Source organism: Arcicella sp. LKC2W, from assembly GCF_034931005.1.
GTDB lineage: Bacteria > Bacteroidota > Bacteroidia > Cytophagales > Spirosomataceae > Arcicella.
Genome location: NZ_JAYGIN010000027.1, coordinates 61,956 through 82,282, shown reverse-complemented (window position 1 = coordinate 82,282; position 20,327 = coordinate 61,956). Strand labels below are relative to the sequence as shown.

Sequence of the window (20,327 nt, the reverse complement as noted above, 5' to 3'; positions counted from 1 at the left end):
CAAAATCGTAAAAGGGCAAAAAGGGGCAATAAGCCTTCTTTTTGCCCTTTTTTGTGTTGGTTTAGTGGATATTATAGATTATTCTTTATTTTTTCCGCCGTTGTTGGTGTTTTCCACCACCAACAACGGCGTAAGCAACGCATCAAACATACGTATAAAGCAAGGTGTAGAAAACTGTTTGGCGTGTATGCTTAGGCAAGCGTTGTTGGTCTTTTCGACCAACAACGGCGATAAATAGTGTAATTTTTAACTTCCAAAATATATGATAAAATATTCGGATATTAAATTTTAGAATGCAAACTTAGAATACCCTGATTCATTTCAAGGCTATTTCTGAAATGAAAATGTGATTTAATATTTAAATAATCTATCATGAACCTTAATAAAGCATTAAAAATTGCGATTGACCATATTGAAGAGTTTGGTTTAACTGACACCATTTTACAGAAACCAAAAGAGTTAGAAAACCTTAAAATCCCAGAATTTAGAGCTAAAATTGAAGAAGAAGTCAGAAATTGCATTAATGAGATTAAAACCTGCACTTCACTTGATAAGGATAGTATTAATGTTGAATGTTTTAGTAAATTAAAAATGCTACGGATTCATCATACATTACTTCCTAAAAAGATACTTTATGATTATAGAAAATGTGCAATTATAGAGCCTATCGACCAGATTAAATATTTAACAATAGTTCTAATGTTAGCCGAAGAGATTGAGAAACATAGAATTCCTGTATCTGAAAATATTGTTTATTCGTATAGAGTTTCTGTTAACGATAAAAAACTATTTGATCCTAATTATCATTATGGTGAATTTAGTAAAAAGTATAAAGAGGAAATATTAAATCCGAAGAATAAAGTTATTGTAAAGTGTGATATTGCTAATTTTTATGATAGGTTGAACCTTCACAAATTAGAAGCAGTCCTTTATAATCTACCCGTTGAAAAAAAGTTAGTTAAAGTTATTAACGAGATTCTTTTATTTTGGGCAGAAAGAAACTCATATGGTTTACCAGTAGGAAATAATGCAAGTCGAATTCTTGCAGAAGCAAGTCTTATTGATGTGGACAAATTTTTGATTTCGCATAATGTTAAATTCATCCGTTTTGTAGATGATTTTATACTATTTGCAGAAGATGCTAAAACAGCACATTACTGGTTTTCAATACTTATAGAAAGACTTTCTAAAGAAGGATTAATGGTAAATCAAAGTAAAACAGAGATTTTTGAAAATAATTTTGACACCAAAAATAATGACAAGTCCAAAGTCAAAAATGAAAGTAATAAAATAGATAAATTTTTAGAAAATGGATCAGAAGTATATGTAGGTGGTGAGTACGGTGGAGAAGTTCCTCTCAAATTCTTAGCTATTTCTGAGGAAAAGAAAAAAGAGATAAGAAATCAAAATGAAATTAACTTATTAAATACATTGAAATCTCAATTAATTATTGAGCCTGAAAATTTTATTGATTTTTGTGAGACAATTTCAGTAAAGAACAAATTCGAATTAGCAATCCATCTTCCAATCTTGCTTGAAAAGTTTCCACAATTTATTCCTTATACAATAGACTTCTTAATTGTAAATGCTGATAAAATCAAAAAAGAGGATATTAATAAAATTAAAAATAATTTTGAAAATGATTGGATTAAAAATTTTGATAAATTACCTGAGTACATTTTAGAACCACTGATAAGATTTTTCGCAAACACTCATTTTAGGAATAAAAAAGTATTAATTAATTTGTATCGTACTTTACCAGCAAATAAGGGGGTATATATTCATAGAGTGCTTTTAGATAATTTATATAGTATTATTGACAGAAATGAAGCAAAAGAGATACAAGATTCATATTCAAGTAGAAGTAATTGGGAAAAAAGGCAAATAATTTCTATTCTAAGGAAGTATTGTGAAGCAGGAGAATTGAGAGCTTATTTTAAAGTAATAAAAGCAGAACACAATGAAGCATTTATAGATGGAATGGTCGCAATTGCTTAAATACGTTTTTTCCCTGCTGTTCGAGATGTTCCGAAGGACAATCTCGAATTTTTGATAAAAAGGATTTCCAATCCAAAAAAAAAATAGCGGATTAAAATCCGATTTTATCTTATATTCGACATTTCAATGTCGAATAGCGAGAATAAACTATTTGGTACATAACCGCCGACGGGGTTTTCAACCGCCGTCAGGGTGATGAATAAACCCCGATGGCGGTTGAAAACCCCGTCGGCGGTTACTTTTAGTTATTTCTTCAATACCTACCAGATTTTTGGCTTCCTAAATAAACAACCATTATTATACCCATGCAGACTGAAATAGAAGCAACTTGTCAAAATTGTAATTATCCTATCAAAGAGAATTTTTGCCCAAACTGTGGACTTCCTACCAAATTTGAAAGAATTGATAGAAATTATGCTTTACAGGAAGGTATCAACCTGTTTGGGTTTGAAAAGGGCTTTCTATATACCATCAAAGAATTATTATTAAGACCTGCACAAACGACCCATAACTACCTTACTAAAAACAGGTATAAGTACACCAAACCACTCGCTTTTATATTAGCGACCTCTGCCATTTATACTTTTGTAGCCCATTATTTTCGAGTAGAAACTATTTTACAAGAAGAATTCGCAAACAAACTTCAAAATCCACATGGTTCGAGTGCCATGCAATGGATTCAAGATAATTATGGATACGCAAATGTCCTTTCGACGGTATTTATTATATATTGGATGAAATTATTTTTTAAAAAACACCATTACAACACTTATGAAATTGCCGTTCTTCTATTTTTTGTAATGGGCGAAGCCATGCTTTTTTACATTTTTATACCCATAAATACTAAATATTTGCACAGTCCAATTGTAGAAAATTTATTGACGCTATTGATTTTTTTGTATACTGCTTGGGCAATTGGACAATTTTTTGGCAATACATTTAGTAACTACGTAAAAGCCTTTTTTGCGTATTTAATCGGTTTTATGACTTTTATTTTTGTTGCTGCGATAGTTGGTGTTGTGTATGAATTAATGATGAGATAAATTGGGGTTAAGAACCAAAGTCTCAGGCTTACATTTTTACATCCCGAGTCTCTAAACCTTCAAATAAATTTGCCAATGCTCGACAAACTGAAATTGAGGAATTTATTTATCAACTTTCGGAATAGTTATCAAATTAATATTAAGACTCTGATTATCAACTTTGTATAACATGGAAAATAGCGAAGGCAAAATCATTCAAAAAGTAGCGTTTAATCCTGCATTGAAAATATACATTTTATTGTACGGAGCTTTCGTGCTTGTCATTTCGGTAATCGGAATTCCACTCGCTATTCTTTGGCTTTTGGGTATCGGGCAATGGTATTCTCGACATTATTTTGATAAACTTGAATGTGTATTAACCGATACAAACTTGCGATTCAAAAAAGGGATTTTGGTACAAGTCGAAAAAACAATTCCGTTGGAAAATATACAAGACATTTCCTTTATTGAAGGTCCTATTTTGCGTTCTTTTAATCTTGCTATGTTGCGGGTAGAAACCGCAGGTGGAAGTGCAACGAATCAAATGAATGAAATGAGTTTAGTTGGTATTATTGGAGCGAACGAATTTCGCCAGAAAGTGATGGAACAACGGAATTTGCTCAAACAAAAACACTCAGGTAAGGAAGAATCTAATGTTTTTGCTGAAATAAGAGACAGTTTATTGAGAATTGAGGCTTTATTGAGTCAGCAGAAAAGTTAAAAATACGATTACAGATTACAAATAAAAACGTCTTACCTTAAAGGTAATCCTAAAGGCAAGACGTTTTTTGTTTTTTAGAGTAGCATATATCGAAGGCGACCAGATGTAAAAATCCAAATCCTTTTATTTTACAAATGACTTATTGTATTATTTAAAGAATTTTTCCATATAGTGTAGGTTTTATATAACTTTTCCGTTATTTTTGCGTCAGATAAAAGAATATAATAATCACGAGCTACAAAGCGGAAAGCTCATTAAACACAATCAATTATGGAAACTTTAGGATACGTTGCGGGAATTTTAACGACAATAGCGTTTGTACCCCAAGTCATTCAAATCTATAAAACCAAATCAGCGAAAGACGTTTCTTTGGCAATGTTTTTACTCTTCACGGCGGGCGTTGTGATGTGGTTAGTTTACGGAATTAAATCAAATGCAGTGCCAGTAATTGCAGCAAATGCTCTTACGTTATTATTGTCGTTAGTGATTTTGTTCTTCAAATTTAAGTATAGAAAAACGGTTTAAAATCTGAGTTATAGCAAATTAAAAGCCTTGTTCTGTTTATCGGAACAAGGCTTTTTCGTAAATTGAGGTCTGAAAACAAAATGTAAGACAATGACGCAATATTTTAAATACCTATCTGTATTATTCTTTTTTCTCCAGACTTTTCAAACGTTTTCTCAACAAGACCAAATATATATTACTTATCCATTTATGCCACTCAATGTCAATCCTGCCTATGCAGGAAGTCGGGAAGTGATAAGTGTAGCGGGACTTTATCGTAAAAGACCATTATTTGTGGCTTTGGGCGTTGCCAGTACCACACAACAATATTTCAATTTTGATATGCCCATTGCCAATGACAAAATGGCGATTGGTTTTCAAGCATACAATGCCGAACAAGCGTTGGGGAATGGCACAACGGGGGGAGTTTTGGGAAATTTAGGGCTTTACGGAGATTTTGCCTACCGTTTTACGCTGCCAAACGACGGTAAACTTGCCATTGGGGTACAAGTGGGCGTAACGCAAGTTCCTGCTTTTATTAGCACCTCAGGCGGAGGCGTTGGCAGTACCAATTTTAACTCAAGTCTTGGTGGAGGAATTTATTATAACAATGACGATGCTTACTTGGGTATTTCAATGTTAAACTTCAATGCCACAGACAGTTATAATCGTCCGCTTTTTGTGACGGCAGGTTATGTTTTCACGATTGATGATGATTTCAAAATTAAAACAGGGGCATTGGTAAGAAAGCAATCCAGTAATATTGGGGGAAAAACCAGTATTGATTTAAACGCTACAGGTTGGATAAATGATAAATTTGGAATTGGCGTTTGGTATCAAAATACAGGTTCAGAGCTTTCTACAAATGCCTTTTTGGGGTCATTTCAAGTTCAACTTAAAAAGTTTCAAATCGGTTATGCGTATGATTTTGCAAAATCCAATAGTACGGCATTGGTCGGAAATGAAGGTTTTCACCAAATAATGCTTCGTTATGAAATGGAATCAGGAAATGGTAAATCAGCCGTTTTTAGGTATTTTTAGTATCGATTATCCTCGAAAGTAGTTGTAAAATAGTGTTTAGGAAACAATATATTGTCTTGGCTACTCCGTCTAAACGTGTATTCGTCAGAACTATGAATTTTAGGATTTTAATCTTGAAAATCGGACTAATCCTAAAAATCATAGTTCATACAGTTTGAGGTTTTTTTAACAATAGTTTACGAAACCACTAAATTCTAAAGCTACCATATTCCGCAAAATTCAGATTAGAACTTCTTGGGCTTGAATATACCTTTGTGATATAAAATAGACTCACAAATGCTCGAAAACATCAATTGGCAAAATGCCTCAGAAGAATTATCAGAAAAAGGTTTTGTATCCTTAAAATCAATCTTGAGCCAGTCACAATGTGAAGAACTGATTGCCCTATACGATAAACCAATTTATCGTTCTACCATCAACATGGCTCGTTATCAATTTGGAATGGGTGAGTACAAATATTTCAATTATCCCCTTCCGAATCTTGTCCAAAACCTTCGTAATAATGTTTATCCGTATTTAGCAAAAGTGGCAAATCAATGGATGAATGTCTTGAATATCGGTACTTTATTTCCAGAAAAACACGTCGACTTATTGGCAATTTGTCATGAAAATGAACAATTAAGACCAACGCCATTAATATTAAAGTACACTGAAGGTGGCTACAACACGCTTCACCAAGATTTATACGGAGATATTTGGTTTCCTTTTCAAATGGTTATTTTTTTAAATCAAACCCAAAAAGACTATACAGGAGGCGAATTTGTATTGGTAGAACAACGACCAAGAATGCAATCCGTTCCAATTGTTTTAACGCCAAATCAAGGTGATATGCTAATTTTTACGACTAATTTTCGATCCGTCAAAGGCACAAAAGGCTATTATCGAACCAATATGCGACATGGTGTTTCAAAAGTTCGTTCGGGAGTTCGATATACGTTGGGTATCATTTTTCACGATGCAAAGTAGTCCTCATGATTAAACATTTAACACTGTCTAACACAAAATTTGGTCGTCTAAAGGTTTTAATGCAACTCATAAATGCCAAAGAGGTTTCGATAGGAGGGAACGCCAAACTCAAAATTTATGGTACCTTAAATTGTTCATCGGGCAAGCGAATGAAAGCTGAAAATAGGGTATTTTTTAAAGATGAATCAGAAGCGATTTTAGCAGGTTTTCGTCCTTGTGGACATTGTATGCGAGAAAAGTATTTGATTTGGAAATCTTCAAACTAAAAAGACATGAATACGCAACAACATATTGATTATCAAAGAATTGAACAAGCGATTCGATTCATTGAACAAAACTTTCAACGTCAGCCATCTTTAAAAGAAATTGCGGAAAATGTTAATCTTTCGGAATTTCATTTTGATAGAATGTTCACCAAATGGGCGGGGACTTCACCACAACGTTTTATGCGTTTTTTGACGAAAGAATACGCCAAAAATGTGTTGACCGAAACCAAAGATTTGTTAGATACCACCGTTTTGATGGGGCTTTCAAGTTCGTCTCGTTTGCACGACCTTTTTGTCACTTACGAAGCCATGACTCCTGCTGAATACAAACGAAAAGGCGAAGGCTTGAAAATATCTTACGGAACGCACGAAACGCCATTTGGATTTGCATTTATTGCTACTACGTCACGTGGAATTTTAGAATTAACGTTTTTGCCCGAAAATCAATCAATTGATGAGTTAATTCGTCTAAAAAATGAATTTCCTAAATCGGAATTAATAGAAAATCAAGAAGAAACGGCTGTTTTTATAAATCAGATTTTTGTTGAAAATTTAGCTTCAAAATCACTCAATTTATTATTGAGAGGCACAAATTTTCAGATAAAAGTGTGGGAAGCTTTACTGAAAATCCCTTCGGGAAGATTGGCTTGCTACGAAGATATTGCCCAATTAATTGATAAACCTACCGCCCAAAGAGCCGTTGGAACTGCCATTGGTGCAAACCATATTGCATATTTAATTCCTTGTCATCGTGTAATTCAAAGAGTAGGAACAACAGGTAATTATCGTTGGGGAGAATACCGCAAAAAGGCGATTTTAGGTTGGGAAGGAGCGAGGGAGGAGGTTATGGAGTTATGAGTTATGGGAAAATGGGTTAAGAGTTTATGAGTTAAGGGCTTATGAGTTAGGGAGTTAAGGGTTTATGGATTCCATTCCCTCATAACTCATTCCTCCATAACTCTTTAACTCATAACCCCAATAACCTCTACAATTTCTTCAAATAATCAATACTTAATGGCACATTTTCCATTTCGTGTTCGCTTTCGTCTTCGATGAAATAATGTTTAATTCCCAATTTTTTTGAGAGTTTGAAAATGTTTTTCCAATCAGCCTGACCCGTTCCTAAAACTACGTCATTTTCAGCAGGAGTATGTCCCGAAAAATCGCCCATAACGCCTTTTTTCAAGTCTTTTACGTGCATTAATTTCCAACGGTTGCCATATTTTTCGAGCAATTTTACTGGACTTCCACCACCATGAAGTACCCACAAAACGTCCATTTCAAAAGACACATATTCTGGATTGGTATTTTTGAAAATGTAGTCTAAAAGCGTTCCATCTTCATAAGGGCGAAATTCATAACCGTGTGGGTGATAACAAAACGTCAAGCCGTTTTCTTTCAAAAATTTACCTGCCTTATTGAAAACTTCCACTGCTTTTTTAGCATCTTCAAGCGTAAATTCGTCGCCTTTGTGGGGAATCCACGCACACATAACGTACTTAGCACCAAAGGTTTTTGCCTTCATTACAATGTCTTGAGAAGTTTGTTCCAATTGCTCATAACCCGCTCCAATTGATGGAATAGCAATGCCACGTGTATCACAAAGTTTTTTATAATCTTCGTCACTCACGCCTTTTGCCCCACTCGTTTCAATTTCGGTAATGCCCATTTTCTGGATTTTATCAAGCGTACCTTTCACACTATTTGGAAAGTGCTTACGAAATGTATATGCTTGAACGCCAAAGGGATAGTTGAAAAGTTTTTTACTTTTTTGAGCAAAAATTTCTTGAAATGTTGCCACACATAACAAGCAAATACTGAGGGTAATTAGGTTTTTTTTCATGGTTTTAGTTTGTTTATTCAATTTGAAAAGCGAAATACGTACAAGTGCCTTTTCCTGTATTCCGAATGCCGTGTAAATCATTGGATTGTAAGAAAATAATATCGCCCACTTTGGCATCGTACCAAGTACCATTGATGGTTTCTTGTGCTTGACTATTGGCTTCATCGCCTTGACTATTTATCAAGAAAATGATTTCTGCCGCATTGTGCGTATGGGCAGGATGACTCATTAAACCCTCTTTTAAGGTTGTAGTGTGCATTTCAAAACGTTTTGTCATTGCCGTTGGGCGGTTGAAAAAGTCTTTTCTGCCACCTTTGTCGTGAGCTTTAAAAGGAATTTCGTCCCAATTTATCATCAACGAACCGCCTGCTTTTTTCCCTCTTTCAATATCCGCAGGCTCATTGGCTTCGTATTGCAAAACGTAATAAGTTACGCTGGCATCGCTCGTGTTTTCAAAGCCTCGGTCTTCATTTGGAAGCATTAAAATTACGCCACCTGCCTTTATTTTTTTAGTTTGCCCTTCAATCGTAACACTCAATTCTCCTTCTTTAATAATGACCATTTCTTCGTTGTCCTGCTTATGAATTGGCTTGAGCGAACTGTGCGGATACAAAGTGGTGGCGTGCATTTTAAAGGACTTAAAAGAAGGGGTTGTTCCCGAAAAAATCTGTCGCTGCTCTGCTTTTGGGTTTTGCTTTACGGGCAAATCATTCCAAACATAAACCTTAGATTCAAGTGCTTGATTTTGAGCGAATAGGCTTATTTTAAACAAGAAAAGCAATACAAAAAGAGACGGATGAATTTTCATTTTGAATCAGATTTATGTGAGATTATTCCTTAAAATTTTCCTTGTAAAGCTTCCAATGCAGCCGCTAAATAAACCATAGGAGCATTCCAATTAATGGCAATTTCATTGGTTGAATATGAACAGGTGACATCTAAAAATGATTCATCAGCAATTTTAGTTGTATAGCCTTCGCATTTATCTTGTTGCCCAGGATTTGGACCTCCCGATAACAAACCTGGAACTGGCTCAATAATGCCATCTGCTTCTGATGGTCGGTGGTGCGGAAACATCACTTGTTTGCTACCAAAACCTGTCAAAAATGAATAACCTGTGGCATTTCTACCCAATAAATAATCTAAATTTCCTAATGCTCCAGTCAGATATTTTTTATCTTTACTAATTTGAAAGGCTTGCAACAAAGCAATTCCTTGATTGGCAGCGTGAGAGCTACTTCCCCACATATAATCTTTCGCAGATTTTCCCATGACGGTATTAAATGCTTGATTTTCAGTATTTAATAAAAGATTGTCGGCGAAATTAATAATAGTCTTTCTCAGATTAGGTAAATCATTTTTACCTAAAACTGTCAATGAATTTTCGTTTCTGATGAGTGAATAATATGCCAACATTCTGACCTGATTCCAAGTGGGTAATTGCAAAGTAGCTTCGTGATAAAGATTAACTGCTTTGTAGTAAGAATCGTCTTTGGTAGTGATATAAAGTTCTGCCAAAGCCCAAATCCATTCGTCTGCATCGTTGCGGTCTTCGTAGCCACCTGTGGTAATGTCGGGGTCAAAAGCCTTGTTCATATCGTTTTGACGATAAACAATTGTTGGGTTTTGTTTCGCCCAATTCCATGCTTTTACTGACGCATTTAAGCATGAATCCGCCAATTTGGGTAATACTTTTTCGTGATTTCTCAAAATCCTGCTCGCCTGTGCCATTACCGCCGCAAAATCTAAACTCGCAATAACATTTTTCTGAATGACATATCGAGGATTCTTTGCTTGATTGGGCATCACCATTTTATCAAAAGCAGGATTTGTCAATTTGTGATAAACACCACCATCATTTGGGTCTTGCATGGTCAGCATCCAACGTAAATTCCAAAGTGTTTCGTCCAATAAATCGGGAATTTTGTTGCCACTTTCTGGAATATTCGCTTCAAAATTTTTGAAAAAATCAGGATGGTCTTCGTACAAAGAAAGCAACGTTCCCATCGTAATGCCTGAGTTTACGATGTACTTATTGTAATCGCCAGCATCATACCAGCCTCTTGGCGAAGAAATCACCGTTCCTTCTGGGCGTTGAGCCGTTGCAGCCGATGGATGAATCAATATTTTATCGTCGTGATGACCTGCTTCACGGTGCCATTTACCCGCATATTTTTCTGGTAAAGCAGTTGACGCTCGTTGATAATAAAAGCCTTTTAACGAAGCAATTGCAGTCTCACGGTGTACATTTGGTTTGATTTGAAAAGGGTAAGAATTACCAATATTTGGAATAGAAACGACATATTTCCCAAGTTTTTGAAAAGCTGAAAAATCAGCGATTTGCGTTGTTTTTTGAGAAATAGCGTTGATTCTTTGAGGCGAAAGTGTGCCTTTGAAAACGGTATCTTTGGTGTTTTTAGAAATAATGAAAAATGATTCTTGTTTATCGCCCACCCAAACTGCAATTTTCTGAGCAGAAGGATAAAAACCTACTTGATTGAGCCGTATGTTAGTGTTTTGAGCAAATGCAAAATGCACAAACGTTGTAAAAAGGAGCGTAAAAAGGATAGGAGCGGTAAATATTTTCATTAGTGATTAGTATGGTTGAGGGAGGTAGATTTGCCATGAATGCACAAAGACACAAGGTATTGTTTAGGGCATTGATAGTTTGGTTTGTTTCGATTGATATTTTTCATATTTTATTATTGAGTGATTAAATGATTAGTGATTGAGTGATTATTTTAAGAATGAATCGCTCAATCACTAATTCACTAAATGATTTACCACAATTGATGCACTGATTTTTTAATATGTTTTTCGTAAACTGCATTAATATAGGCAATTTGTTGTTGTGTTAATGCAGGAAAATTTAACGCATCTAAATTGGCAGAAACTTGTTCTGGACGAGATGCTCCTGGAATAATGGTGCTCACGGCTTCGTGTTGCAAAATCCACTGTAAAGCCACTGGAGCTAAATTTTCCTGATTCGGGAATAAAGCTTTTAAGTCTTCAACGGCATTTAATCCAGTTTCGTAATCAATACCCGAAAAGGTTTCGCCTTTGTCGAACATTTCTCCATTACGATTAAAATTGCGATGGTCGCCCGCCGTGAAAGTTGATTGTTTCGAGAATTTTCCCGTTAATAAACCACTTGCCAAAGGCACACGGACAATGATTCCGACATTTTTCTTTTGGGCTTGCTCAAAAAATAATTCGGCTGGACGCTGACGGAAGACGTTGAAAATAATTTGAACCGACGTAACATTGTCGTATTCAATGCCTTTCAGAGCTTCTTCCACTTTCTCCACGCTGATTCCTAAGTTCAAAATTTTGCCTTCATCTTTCAATCTATCGAATAATTCAAAGATTTCAGGACGATAATAAACTTCGGTAGGAGGGCAGTGTAATTGAATCAAATCAAGCGTTTCAAGTCCCATATTTTTGAGACTATTTTCCACGAATTTTCTCAAAACTGCGGGTTGATATGCCTCATTTACGTGCGGATTGAGCTGACGACCACATTTGGTAGCCACAAAAATTCGTTCCGAACGACTTTTGACAAATTTTCCGACCGCTTTTTCACTTTCGCCATCGCCGTAAACATCGGCAGTATCAATAAAATTAATGCCCGAATCAACGGCTGCATTTAAAATTCCTTCGGCAGTTTCATGGTTGAAGTCATCGCCCCATTTTCCGCCTACTTGCCAAGTTCCAAGGCTGATTTCTGATATATCAAATCCTGTTTTTCCTAATTTTCTGTATTTCATAATTTGCTTTCGGTTTTCGGCTGTCAGCTTTCGGCATCAAAGCCGATGTATAATTGCTGATAGCCGAAAGCTATTTCAATATTTCTTCAATTTTTACCAATTCTTCTTGCGAGAAATCTTTGTTATTTAAGCATTCCAAAGAATCTAAAAGTTGTGCAGTACGGCTTGCTCCAATCAAAACTGAAGTTACACGTTGGTCTTTCAGCAACCACGCCAAAGCCATTTGTGCTAAAGTTTGTCCACGCTCAATGGCAAGGTCATTCAAATTTTGAATTTTAGCAATAACTTGTGGCGTAATGTGTCCTTCCTGCAAAAAGCCATGAGCAAGTGCTGCCCGTGAGCCTTCTGGAATTCCTTTTAAATATTTGTTCGTCAAAAGTCCTTGAGCCAAAGGAGAAAATGGAATACAACCAACGCCTTTATCGCCCAAAACATCCATTAAACTGCCCACAGGCGTTGACCCTTCAACCCAACGTTCCAACATTGAATATTTTGGTTGGTGAATCAAACATGGTGTGCCTAAGCCTTTCAAAATTTCGATAGCTTTTACGGTATCTTCCGCCGAATAATTGGAAACTCCAACATAAAGGGCTTTTCCTTGACGAACGATACTGTCTAATGCTCCCATAGTTTCTTCCAAAGGCGTGTTTGGGTCGGGACGGTGCGAGTAGAAAATATCTACATAATCCAAGCCCATGCGTTTTAAACTTTGGTCGCAACTTGAAATTAAATATTTTCTCGAACCCCATTCTCCATAAGGGCCTGGCCACATTAAGTAACCTGCTTTTGACGAAATAATCAATTCGTCACGGTATTGAGTGAAATCTTTCTTGAAAATAACCCCAAAATTTTCCTCAGCCGAACCCGCAGGAGGGCCATAATTATTGGCTAAATCGAAATGTGTAATTCCTTTATCGAAAGCAGTACGAAGAATGTCACGGTAGTTTTCAAATACATCAACACCCCCGAAGTTGTGCCAAAGTCCCAACGAAATGGCAGGAAGTTTTAAGCCACTATTGCCACAACGGCGGTATTCCATTGAGTCGTAGCGAGCAGGATTTGCTAAATAAGTCATTGTTTTTGATTAGTTTTTTAAATATTGAAATGAGTTTTTCCGATAAAAATAACGGTTCTCGTTTGGACAAATTTAGAAATGAAATAATAACATTTTAAAATTACGTAAAAGGATATTAAACTCTGTCCTGTAAATAAGAAGGATAATTTTAAGGGTTAATACTGAGTTTTTTATGTGATTTTTACCAGTGGAATTGAGGGTAAAGCATACAGTACGGTACTATATTATCTTCAATTCTATGAAAATTTGACTTATAAAATTAATATTTAATATATTCAAAGTATAAAAATGTAGTTGTTGACTTTTTCTGATAAATCAAAAACTATAGTTAAATATGAAACAATATTTTTTTAAAACGCTTCTGTTAATCTGTGCTTTATCTGCTTCAACTTTTGCCCAAAAAGAAAAATGGACGAGCCTTTTTGACGGAAAAACCCTAAAAGGTTGGAAACAATTAGGCGGAAAAGCCCTTTACGAAGTCCAAAATGGGGAAATCGTAGGAACAACGGTAAAAGAAACACCCAATTCATTCTTAACAACAGAACAAGAATACGGCGATTTTATCCTTGAATTAGATTTGAAACTTGACGACACCATGAATGGAGGCGTTCAGTTTCGTAGTTTATCAAAACCTGATTATCAGAACGGACGTGTGCATGGCTACCAAATGGAAGTTGACCCATCTGAAAGAGCTTGGTCAGGAGCAATTTATGACGAAGGAAGACGTGATTGGTTATACATTCCAAATATCAACCCAGAAGGAAAAAAGGCTTTCAAGCCCGTAGGACAATGGAATAAATATCGCATTGAAGCCATCGGAAGTACCATTCGCACATGGATAAATGGCGTACCAACGGCTCATTTAATTGATGATATGACAGCCAAAGGTTTCATCGCTTTACAAGTTCATTCTATTTATGGCCCGATGAAAGAAGGCATGAAAATCCGTTGGAAAAATATTAAAATCCAAACTGAAAACTTGAAGCCAAGTCCGCTTGATAATTGCCCTGTGGTGAATTTAGTGTTGAATAACCTTTCAGAACAAGAAAAAGCACAAGGTTTCAAAATGCTTTTTAACGGCAAAGATTTTACAGGTTGGCGTGCCGTTCATGGTACAGAAATGCCAAAACAACATTGGTCAGTAATTGACGGAATGATTAATGTAAGTCCATCTGATGGTTCTGAAACTGGTAACGATATTGTGACAGACCAACAATACGGAGCATTTGAAATGACATTTGAATTTAAACTGACAGACGGGGCAAATTCAGGCGTAAAATATTTCGTAAATGAAGCTTTTGATTCAAATGGTAAATCAGGTATTGGTTTAGAATTCCAAGTTTTAGACGATGAAAAACACCCAGATGCCAAAATGGGAGCAGTTGGTAACCGTACTTTGGCAAGTCTTTATGATTTGATTCCTTCTTATAAAATCGACAAAGATTTGAAAATGGACAGACGTTTTGTTAGAAAAATTGGTGACTGGAATCAAGGACGTATTGTGGTGCTTCCAAATAATACCGTTCAGCATTGGTTAAATGGCTTCAAAGTAATTGAGTATGAGCGTAAAAGTAACATTTTCAATGCTTTAGTGGCACGTTCAAAATACGAAAAATATCAAGGTTTTGGGGCTGGCGATAAAGGAAATATCCTTTTGCAAGACCATGGAAATAATGTTTCGTTCAAGAACCTGAAAATTAGAGAGTTGAAGTAAGCGTAGGACAGGTTTCCAACCTGTCTTAGTTTAGGAAATTGTAGAACAGATTTTAATTTGTCAGCATTTATTAAAACAGGTTAGAAACCTGTCCTACAATACTTTTCAACACGTAAAAACCACTAACAAAATGAAAGCAAAAAATATATTATTGCTCATTAGCTTGCTGACATTTGAGCTGAATGCTCAGAAATTAGCACAGCCACAATTAGGTTCTCGTTCTGCTAAAATATTGAAAAAGAGTGGATTAGAATTTAAAGACTTAAATAAAAACGGTAAACTGGATAAATACGAAGATTGGCGTTTACCACAAGAAACAAGAATTCAAGACCTGATTGCTCAAATGACTATTGAGGAAAAAATTGGGTTTATGCTTATCAGTACGAGCCGTTTGGCAGGCGATTTTTCGTTTCAGCAAAATGCTCCTAAAACTGAAATTACGAGTGGATTCAATGAAGAAGATTTGATGCAACCCATCAATATGTTTACCCGCAAACCTTTGGCAGTGCCAAATATGGGTGCGGCAGGAACTACCAAAGGGGTTATGACGTATAATCTTCGCCATTTTATTCTGAGAGCCAATACCAGTGCTAAAGTTTTGGCAGAATGGTCGAATAATTTGCAAGCCTTGTGTGAAACTTCTCGATTGGGAATACCAGCGATAGTAGCATCAAATCCACGAAATCACATTACGGCTGATGCTTCGATTGGTTTGAGTGTAGGTACAACAGTTTTCTCAAAATGGCCAGGTGAATTAGGTTTATCAGCCATGAGAGATTTAAAACTCACTCGTGAATTTGCCGAAATTGCCGCCAAAGAATGGTCTGCCGTAGGATTACGAAAAGGCTATATGTACATGGCGGATTTATCGACAGAACCACGTTGGGCAAGAATTGAAGGTACTTTTGGCGAAGATGCCGATTGGACTTCAAACATGATTCGTGAAATTGTATTGGGTTTTCAAGGAGATAAATTAGGGAAAAATTCGGTAGCAATGACTACCAAGCATTTTCCAGGCGGAGGGCCACAAGTAGGCGGACAAGATTCGCATTTTGATTGGGGAAAAAATGCTCATTACCCAGGTGGAATGTTTGACTATCACGTGAAACCATTTATTGCGGCAATCAATGCAGGAACGTCTTCAATCATGCCTTATTATTCAGCTCCGAAAGATAAGAACATGGAAGAAGTTGGTTTTTCTTATAACAAAGCCATTATTCAAGATTTATTGAGAAAACAATTGGGCTTCAAAGGAATTGTAAATTCTGATACGGGGCCTATTGACATGATGCCTTGGGGCGTTGAAAATTTGACAATTTTACAACGTTATCAAAAAGCATTGGAGGCAGGGGTAGATATTTTTTCTGGCGGTGCCGACCCAACCATGCTACTTGAAACCGTAAAAAAAGGATTGGTTACAGAAGCAAGAATTAATGAATCAATTGCTCGTTTATTGAAAGAAAAATTTGATTTAGGTTTGTTTGAAAACCCTTATGTGGATGTTGATGCAGCCGTGAAAATGGTTGGAAATGCAGATTTTCAAGAAAAAGGAAATTTGGCGATGCGTAAATCAATTGTATTATTGAGAAATGACGCTAAAGTATTACCAATTGCTCCAAAGACAAAAGTGTATTTTGAGACTTATTTTGACGATGGTAAGACAAAAACGCCCGCAAAAACTTTCAAACCAGAGGTCAATAAATGGAATTTAGAGTTTGTTTCTACGAAGGAAGAAGCCGATATGGTAATTCTTTGGTTGACTCCAAACGGTGGAAGTTTGTTTAGTTCAAATGGAAGCCCGATTGAATTGCAATTATCAAAAAACAAAATTGACATCGGACACGTAAACGAAACAACTTATCACAAACCAACGGTAATGATTGTCAATTATACAAGTCCGTGGGTGATTGATGAAGTGGATAATCCGAATGTGAAAACGGTCTTGGCAACCTTCGGAACAACAACTGATGCGATTTTAGATGTGGTAACAGGAGCGTATAATCCAACTGGAAAAATGCCATTTAGCACGCCAACATCAAGAAAAGTCGTGATGGAAAACCAGTCAGATGTACCAGGTTTTATGAAACCCAAAGGTTATGCTTTGTTTAAAGCAGGTGATGGATTGGGGTATTAGAATATCAAAACACAATATTTAACTTTATTAAAATCAGCAAAAAATAGAAAAATGACAACAAGAAGAGATTTTGTAAAAAGTACGGTTTTAGCAGGACTGGCTACGGGTTTTTCTGCTAAATCTTATGGAAAAATCATTGGCTCAAACGACCGTGTACGTGTTGCTTGCGTTGGTTTTTCTGACCGTTTCAAGTCTTCACATATTCCTCCATTCAAACAATTTCAGAAAGAAATGAATTTTGAAATGGTAGGTTTATCAGATATTTGGAATCGCCGTAGAGATGAAGGTAAAGCATTTATCGACAAGGCGTTAGGTTCAGATGTTAAATTATACCGTAATAATGATGAATTATATGCTTCTAAATCGGTAGATGCTGTAATGCTTTCAACGGCTGATTTTCAACACGCAATTCATACCATTGAGGCTGTTCAAGCAGGTTGTGACTGTTATACAGAAAAACCATTGGCTGAAACAATGGACGATAATCGTGCAGTTTTAAATGCCGTTAAAAAATCGGGTAAAATTGTACAAATTGGTTCTCAACGTCGTAGTGGTGAAAACTATTTTGCGGCTGAAAATTTTATTAAATCTGGCAAATTTGGACCAATTGTAATGGTTGAATTAGTTTGGAACGTAAATCAACCTGGACGTTGGAGAAGACCAGCTCTTACACAAGATTTGAAAGAATCGGATATTGACTGGAAACGCTTCTTAATCAACCGTCCGAATGATACATTTGACCCACGTAAATATTTGGAATACAGACTTTTCTGGCCATATTCTTCAGGGATTCCTGGACAATGGATGTCTCACCAAATTGATACAGTTCACTGGTTTTCTGGATTACCTCATCCACGTAGTGCCGTTGCCAATGGAGGTATTTATCAATGGCAAGATGGTCGTGCCAATGCAGATACCATGACCGTAGTTTTTGATTATGGCCCATTAGATGATATGACAAAAGGCTTCCAAGTACAATTTACAAGTCGTTTCTCGAACAGTGCAGGCGAAACAAAAGAATTGTACTATTCAAATGGAGGTATGATTAACTTAGATACTAACGAAATCTCTCCGACGGGTGGTTTAGGTGAACGTGAAGCCAAAGCAATGGGCATGAAAGCGAACCTTTTGGAAAAAATTAAGTTGAGCGAAGTGACAAAAATTGAGACAAACGCCAATACTGGTTATGACCAATTGACAACGGCTCACATCAAAAACTGGATGGATTGTATTCGTTCACGTAAAACGCCAAACGCTCCAATTGAAGCAGGTTATCAGCACTCAATTGCCACTATTATGGCAAATGCAGCATACCGTACAGGTCAAAGAGTAACTTTCGATGAGAAAACACAAGAAGTTATGACAGGCGGAAAAGTGTTTAAGTATTAATTCATACATAAGTAGGGATTAAGATTTAGGGTTTGGTATTGTAAGTTGTTGTTAATCAGATTGTTATCTGATAATCAACCATAGCTTAATTTTGAAGTTTCATAAGCCATTGATAATCAGGATTGTGGTAATGCTAAATCCTAATTCCTAAATCCCAACCCCTACTTGAAAATGCCTCTGTCGAAAGATTTGAGGCATTTTTAGTTTTAGAAGGGTTATGAAATATAAGCAAAAGGTCAGAATATTCTTTAAATTTGCTTTTCTCAGCCATATATATAAATATTATTAATGACCGACATTTACCAAACTATTAAATCCCCTTCGGAAGGACTTTTTAAAGATAAAGGAAGTAAGTTCTTAGCTTTTGCCTATCCATTTACCGATGAAAATCAGTTAAAAGCCATCATTGAGCCACTCCGAAAGGAACATTTCAAAGCCGTGCATTTTTGCTATGCGTATCGTATTGGGATTGATAAAAACAATTTCAGAGTAAATGACGACGGCGAGCCTTCGGGGTCAGCAGGGCGACCCATTTTGAATGTACTTTTATCCAAAGAAATTACCAATATTTTAGTGGTTGTCGTGCGATATTGGGGCGGAACACTTTTAGGCGTTCCAGGGTTAATAAATGCCTATAAATCAGCAACAGAAGAGGCTCTGGTAAATGCCGAAATCATCGAGAAAACCGTCAATGAAATTTATCAAATCACTTACGGATACGTTCAAATGAATGATATTATGAAAGTCATAAAAGATTTTGATTTGAAAATTGTCAATCAAAAATTTGATAATCAATGTGTAATTGAGATTGAATTTAGAACGTCATTATCTCCGCAAGTTTTGGGTAAATTAGAAAAGATTGAAGAAATTGAGGTAGAGTTTTTGCGTAGTGTTTGAGCGAGACGCTCTATCCAATTATAGGTCGTAGGAACGCTTCGCTAAACCTACGACCAGTTCCAGAATGTATTTAAAACTCAATATTCTCTTGATGGAACTACGGTTAGAACCCTTCTGGAAAATAATGAATTTGGTCGTATTAAGTGAAATACTATCACAAAACCAGTTTTTTAAATATGAATAAGAAAGAATTAAAAGAAATTTTAAATATTTATTTAAGGGAATATCTTACTAAAAACGGTTTCAAGATAGATGCTGACATTTCATTAGTGAAGAAAACAAAACTTTACACATACAAGATTTTCTTGTTGATTAATACATATGAGACAGTTGAAGTAAAAAGTATATTTCCAACAATTTCATTCAGTCTTATTGAAAATCCTTTACATGAGATTTATTGTTTTGATAAATTGGATTCGGAGAAGAAATTTTTATTAAAAAATAGTAAAACAATTAAACGAGAACTGTTGTCCATTCAAATTAATTTAGAATTACACAATGATAATCATGTAATTGGATTATCCGAAATCATAAAAGAATATATGGAAACAACAGCAATTCCTTTTTTTGAAAAATACAGTGATTTGCAGACCATCAATCAAGAAATTTTGGCAAATGATATGCCTTATAAAGAAGGAGTAGGATATACAGGAACAATGGCAGATTTCTTTAAAATACCAATCATTGGAGGAGATACAAGATGTATATTACGAAGAATGTTTATTATGAAATATTGTAAAGATTCAAGGTATGAAGATTTCTTAAAATGGTACCAGTATCATCTTGATGTTTATGAAGTAAATACTCACGAGCCACTTCGTCTAAGACTATATAAAATTTTCAATGATACCAAAGAATATTTATCAAAATTAGAAATAAGCTAATATTGAACACCCCACTTGTTCAAGCGTCCTCGCTTGAATCCACTCGTGCGTAAGCATTGGCACTGGTAAAAATAAGAGTTCAAGCGAGGACGCTTGAACCAGTGAG

Annotated in this window: 18 protein-coding genes; 13 read left to right on the top strand and 5 right to left on the bottom strand. The window is 35.7% G+C overall.

Annotated elements, in window-relative coordinates; genetic code table 11:
* Window positions 1–372 precede the first annotated feature (372 nt).
* The 8 genes from VB796_RS20090 to VB796_RS20055 all read left to right on the top strand — a co-directional run bounded on the left by VB796_RS20090 (window position 373) and on the right by VB796_RS20055 (window position 7,376).
* On the top strand, window positions 373–1,998 hold the full coding sequence (locus tag VB796_RS20090) for an RNA-directed DNA polymerase (protein WP_323348380.1): 1,626 nt from the start codon (window positions 373–375) through the stop codon (window positions 1,996–1,998).
* 305 nt (window positions 1,999–2,303) lie between these two features.
* Window positions 2,304–3,041: a DUF3667 domain-containing protein gene (locus VB796_RS20085; protein WP_323348379.1), complete on the top strand. Its 738-nt coding sequence runs from the start codon at window positions 2,304–2,306 to the stop codon at window positions 3,039–3,041.
* A 169-nt stretch (window positions 3,042–3,210) separates the two neighbouring features.
* Window positions 3,211–3,741: a PH domain-containing protein gene (locus VB796_RS20080; protein WP_323348378.1), complete on the top strand. Its 531-nt coding sequence runs from the start codon at window positions 3,211–3,213 to the stop codon at window positions 3,739–3,741.
* Between the two features lie 270 nt (window positions 3,742–4,011).
* Entirely contained in the window at window positions 4,012–4,266 is a 255-nt protein-coding gene (locus VB796_RS20075) for a SemiSWEET transporter (RefSeq protein WP_323348377.1), read from the top strand.
* A 90-nt stretch (window positions 4,267–4,356) separates the two neighbouring features.
* A complete protein-coding gene (locus VB796_RS20070; protein WP_323348376.1) occupies window positions 4,357–5,286 on the top strand; it encodes a PorP/SprF family type IX secretion system membrane protein in 930 nt (309 codons plus the stop codon).
* Window positions 5,287–5,562: 276 nt separating this feature from the next.
* Window positions 5,563–6,252: a 2OG-Fe(II) oxygenase gene (locus VB796_RS20065; RefSeq protein WP_323348375.1), complete on the top strand. Its 690-nt coding sequence runs from the start codon at window positions 5,563–5,565 to the stop codon at window positions 6,250–6,252.
* Window positions 6,253–6,257: 5 nt separating this feature from the next.
* Complete coding sequence (locus tag VB796_RS20060; RefSeq protein WP_323348374.1) at window positions 6,258–6,518, top strand: Ada metal-binding domain-containing protein; 261 nt, start codon at window positions 6,258–6,260, stop codon at window positions 6,516–6,518.
* Window positions 6,519–6,524: 6 nt separating this feature from the next.
* Window positions 6,525–7,376 carry a methylated-DNA--[protein]-cysteine S-methyltransferase gene (locus VB796_RS20055; RefSeq protein ID WP_323348373.1) on the top strand — a complete coding sequence of 284 codons (852 nt, stop codon included), beginning with the start codon at window positions 6,525–6,527 and terminating at the stop codon, window positions 7,374–7,376.
* 127 nt (window positions 7,377–7,503) lie between these two features.
* Here the strand turns inward: VB796_RS20055 and VB796_RS20050 are convergent, their stop codons facing one another.
* The 5 genes from VB796_RS20050 to mgrA all read right to left on the bottom strand — a co-directional run bounded on the left by VB796_RS20050 (window position 7,504) and on the right by mgrA (window position 13,203).
* On the bottom strand, window positions 7,504–8,361 hold the full coding sequence (locus tag VB796_RS20050; protein WP_323348372.1) for a sugar phosphate isomerase/epimerase: 858 nt from the start codon (window positions 8,359–8,361) through the stop codon (window positions 7,504–7,506).
* A gap of 13 nt (window positions 8,362–8,374) precedes the next feature.
* The gene (locus VB796_RS20045; protein ID WP_323348371.1) at window positions 8,375–9,169 is read right to left on the bottom strand and encodes a cupin domain-containing protein; all 795 of its coding nucleotides are present in this window, start codon (window positions 9,167–9,169) and stop codon (window positions 8,375–8,377) included.
* Between the two features lie 29 nt (window positions 9,170–9,198).
* The gene (locus VB796_RS20040; RefSeq protein WP_323348370.1) at window positions 9,199–10,950 is read right to left on the bottom strand and encodes a glycoside hydrolase family 9 protein; all 1,752 of its coding nucleotides are present in this window, start codon (window positions 10,948–10,950) and stop codon (window positions 9,199–9,201) included.
* 191 nt (window positions 10,951–11,141) lie between these two features.
* A complete protein-coding gene (locus VB796_RS20035) occupies window positions 11,142–12,128 on the bottom strand; it encodes an aldo/keto reductase (protein WP_323348369.1) in 987 nt (328 codons plus the stop codon).
* Window positions 12,129–12,198: 70 nt separating this feature from the next.
* Window positions 12,199–13,203, bottom strand: a complete 1,005-nt coding sequence (mgrA, locus tag VB796_RS20030; RefSeq protein WP_323348368.1) for an L-glyceraldehyde 3-phosphate reductase — start codon at window positions 13,201–13,203, stop codon at window positions 12,199–12,201.
* Between the two features lie 334 nt (window positions 13,204–13,537).
* Here mgrA and VB796_RS20025 point away from each other — a divergent pair, with 334 nt between their 5' ends.
* The 5 genes from VB796_RS20025 (at window position 13,538) to VB796_RS20005 (ending at window position 20,221) form a co-directional block, all read left to right on the top strand.
* Window positions 13,538–14,917: a DUF1080 domain-containing protein gene (locus VB796_RS20025; RefSeq protein ID WP_323348367.1), complete on the top strand. Its 1,380-nt coding sequence runs from the start codon at window positions 13,538–13,540 to the stop codon at window positions 14,915–14,917.
* Window positions 14,918–15,047: 130 nt separating this feature from the next.
* Window positions 15,048–17,051, top strand: coding sequence for a glycoside hydrolase family 3 protein (locus VB796_RS20020; protein WP_323348366.1), 2,004 nt, complete (start codon window positions 15,048–15,050; stop codon window positions 17,049–17,051).
* A gap of 51 nt (window positions 17,052–17,102) precedes the next feature.
* The gene (locus tag VB796_RS20015; RefSeq protein WP_323348365.1) at window positions 17,103–18,440 is read left to right on the top strand and encodes a Gfo/Idh/MocA family oxidoreductase; all 1,338 of its coding nucleotides are present in this window, start codon (window positions 17,103–17,105) and stop codon (window positions 18,438–18,440) included.
* A gap of 288 nt (window positions 18,441–18,728) precedes the next feature.
* Window positions 18,729–19,337, top strand: coding sequence for a YigZ family protein (locus VB796_RS20010; protein ID WP_323348364.1), 609 nt, complete (start codon window positions 18,729–18,731; stop codon window positions 19,335–19,337).
* Between the two features lie 176 nt (window positions 19,338–19,513).
* Entirely contained in the window at window positions 19,514–20,221 is a 708-nt protein-coding gene (locus VB796_RS20005; RefSeq protein WP_323348363.1) for a hypothetical protein, read from the top strand.
* The last annotated feature ends 106 nt before the right edge of the window (window positions 20,222–20,327 follow it).

Bases quoted from the DNA above. Each gene is read 5' to 3' on its own strand.
- VB796_RS20090 (WP_323348380.1), top strand. From the start codon at position 373: ATGAACCTTAATAAAGCATTAAAAATTGCGATTGACCATATTGAAGAG.
- VB796_RS20085 (WP_323348379.1), top strand. From the start codon at position 2,304: ATGCAGACTGAAATAGAAGCAACTTGTCAAAATTGTAATTATCCTATC.
- VB796_RS20080 (WP_323348378.1), top strand. From the start codon at position 3,211: ATGGAAAATAGCGAAGGCAAAATCATTCAAAAAGTAGCGTTTAATCCT.
- VB796_RS20075 (WP_323348377.1), top strand. From the start codon at position 4,012: ATGGAAACTTTAGGATACGTTGCGGGAATTTTAACGACAATAGCGTTT.
- VB796_RS20070 (WP_323348376.1), top strand. From the start codon at position 4,357: ATGACGCAATATTTTAAATACCTATCTGTATTATTCTTTTTTCTCCAG.
- VB796_RS20065 (WP_323348375.1), top strand. From the start codon at position 5,563: ATGCTCGAAAACATCAATTGGCAAAATGCCTCAGAAGAATTATCAGAA.
- VB796_RS20060 (WP_323348374.1), top strand. From the start codon at position 6,258: ATGATTAAACATTTAACACTGTCTAACACAAAATTTGGTCGTCTAAAG.
- VB796_RS20055 (WP_323348373.1), top strand. From the start codon at position 6,525: ATGAATACGCAACAACATATTGATTATCAAAGAATTGAACAAGCGATT.
- VB796_RS20050 (WP_323348372.1), bottom strand. From the start codon at position 8,361: ATGAAAAAAAACCTAATTACCCTCAGTATTTGCTTGTTATGTGTGGCA.
- VB796_RS20045 (WP_323348371.1), bottom strand. From the start codon at position 9,169: ATGAAAATTCATCCGTCTCTTTTTGTATTGCTTTTCTTGTTTAAAATA.
- VB796_RS20040 (WP_323348370.1), bottom strand. From the start codon at position 10,950: ATGAAAATATTTACCGCTCCTATCCTTTTTACGCTCCTTTTTACAACG.
- VB796_RS20035 (WP_323348369.1), bottom strand. From the start codon at position 12,128: ATGAAATACAGAAAATTAGGAAAAACAGGATTTGATATATCAGAAATC.
- mgrA (WP_323348368.1), bottom strand. From the start codon at position 13,203: ATGACTTATTTAGCAAATCCTGCTCGCTACGACTCAATGGAATACCGC.
- VB796_RS20025 (WP_323348367.1), top strand. From the start codon at position 13,538: ATGAAACAATATTTTTTTAAAACGCTTCTGTTAATCTGTGCTTTATCT.
- VB796_RS20020 (WP_323348366.1), top strand. From the start codon at position 15,048: ATGAAAGCAAAAAATATATTATTGCTCATTAGCTTGCTGACATTTGAG.
- VB796_RS20015 (WP_323348365.1), top strand. From the start codon at position 17,103: ATGACAACAAGAAGAGATTTTGTAAAAAGTACGGTTTTAGCAGGACTG.
- VB796_RS20010 (WP_323348364.1), top strand. From the start codon at position 18,729: ATGACCGACATTTACCAAACTATTAAATCCCCTTCGGAAGGACTTTTT.
- VB796_RS20005 (WP_323348363.1), top strand. From the start codon at position 19,514: ATGAATAAGAAAGAATTAAAAGAAATTTTAAATATTTATTTAAGGGAA.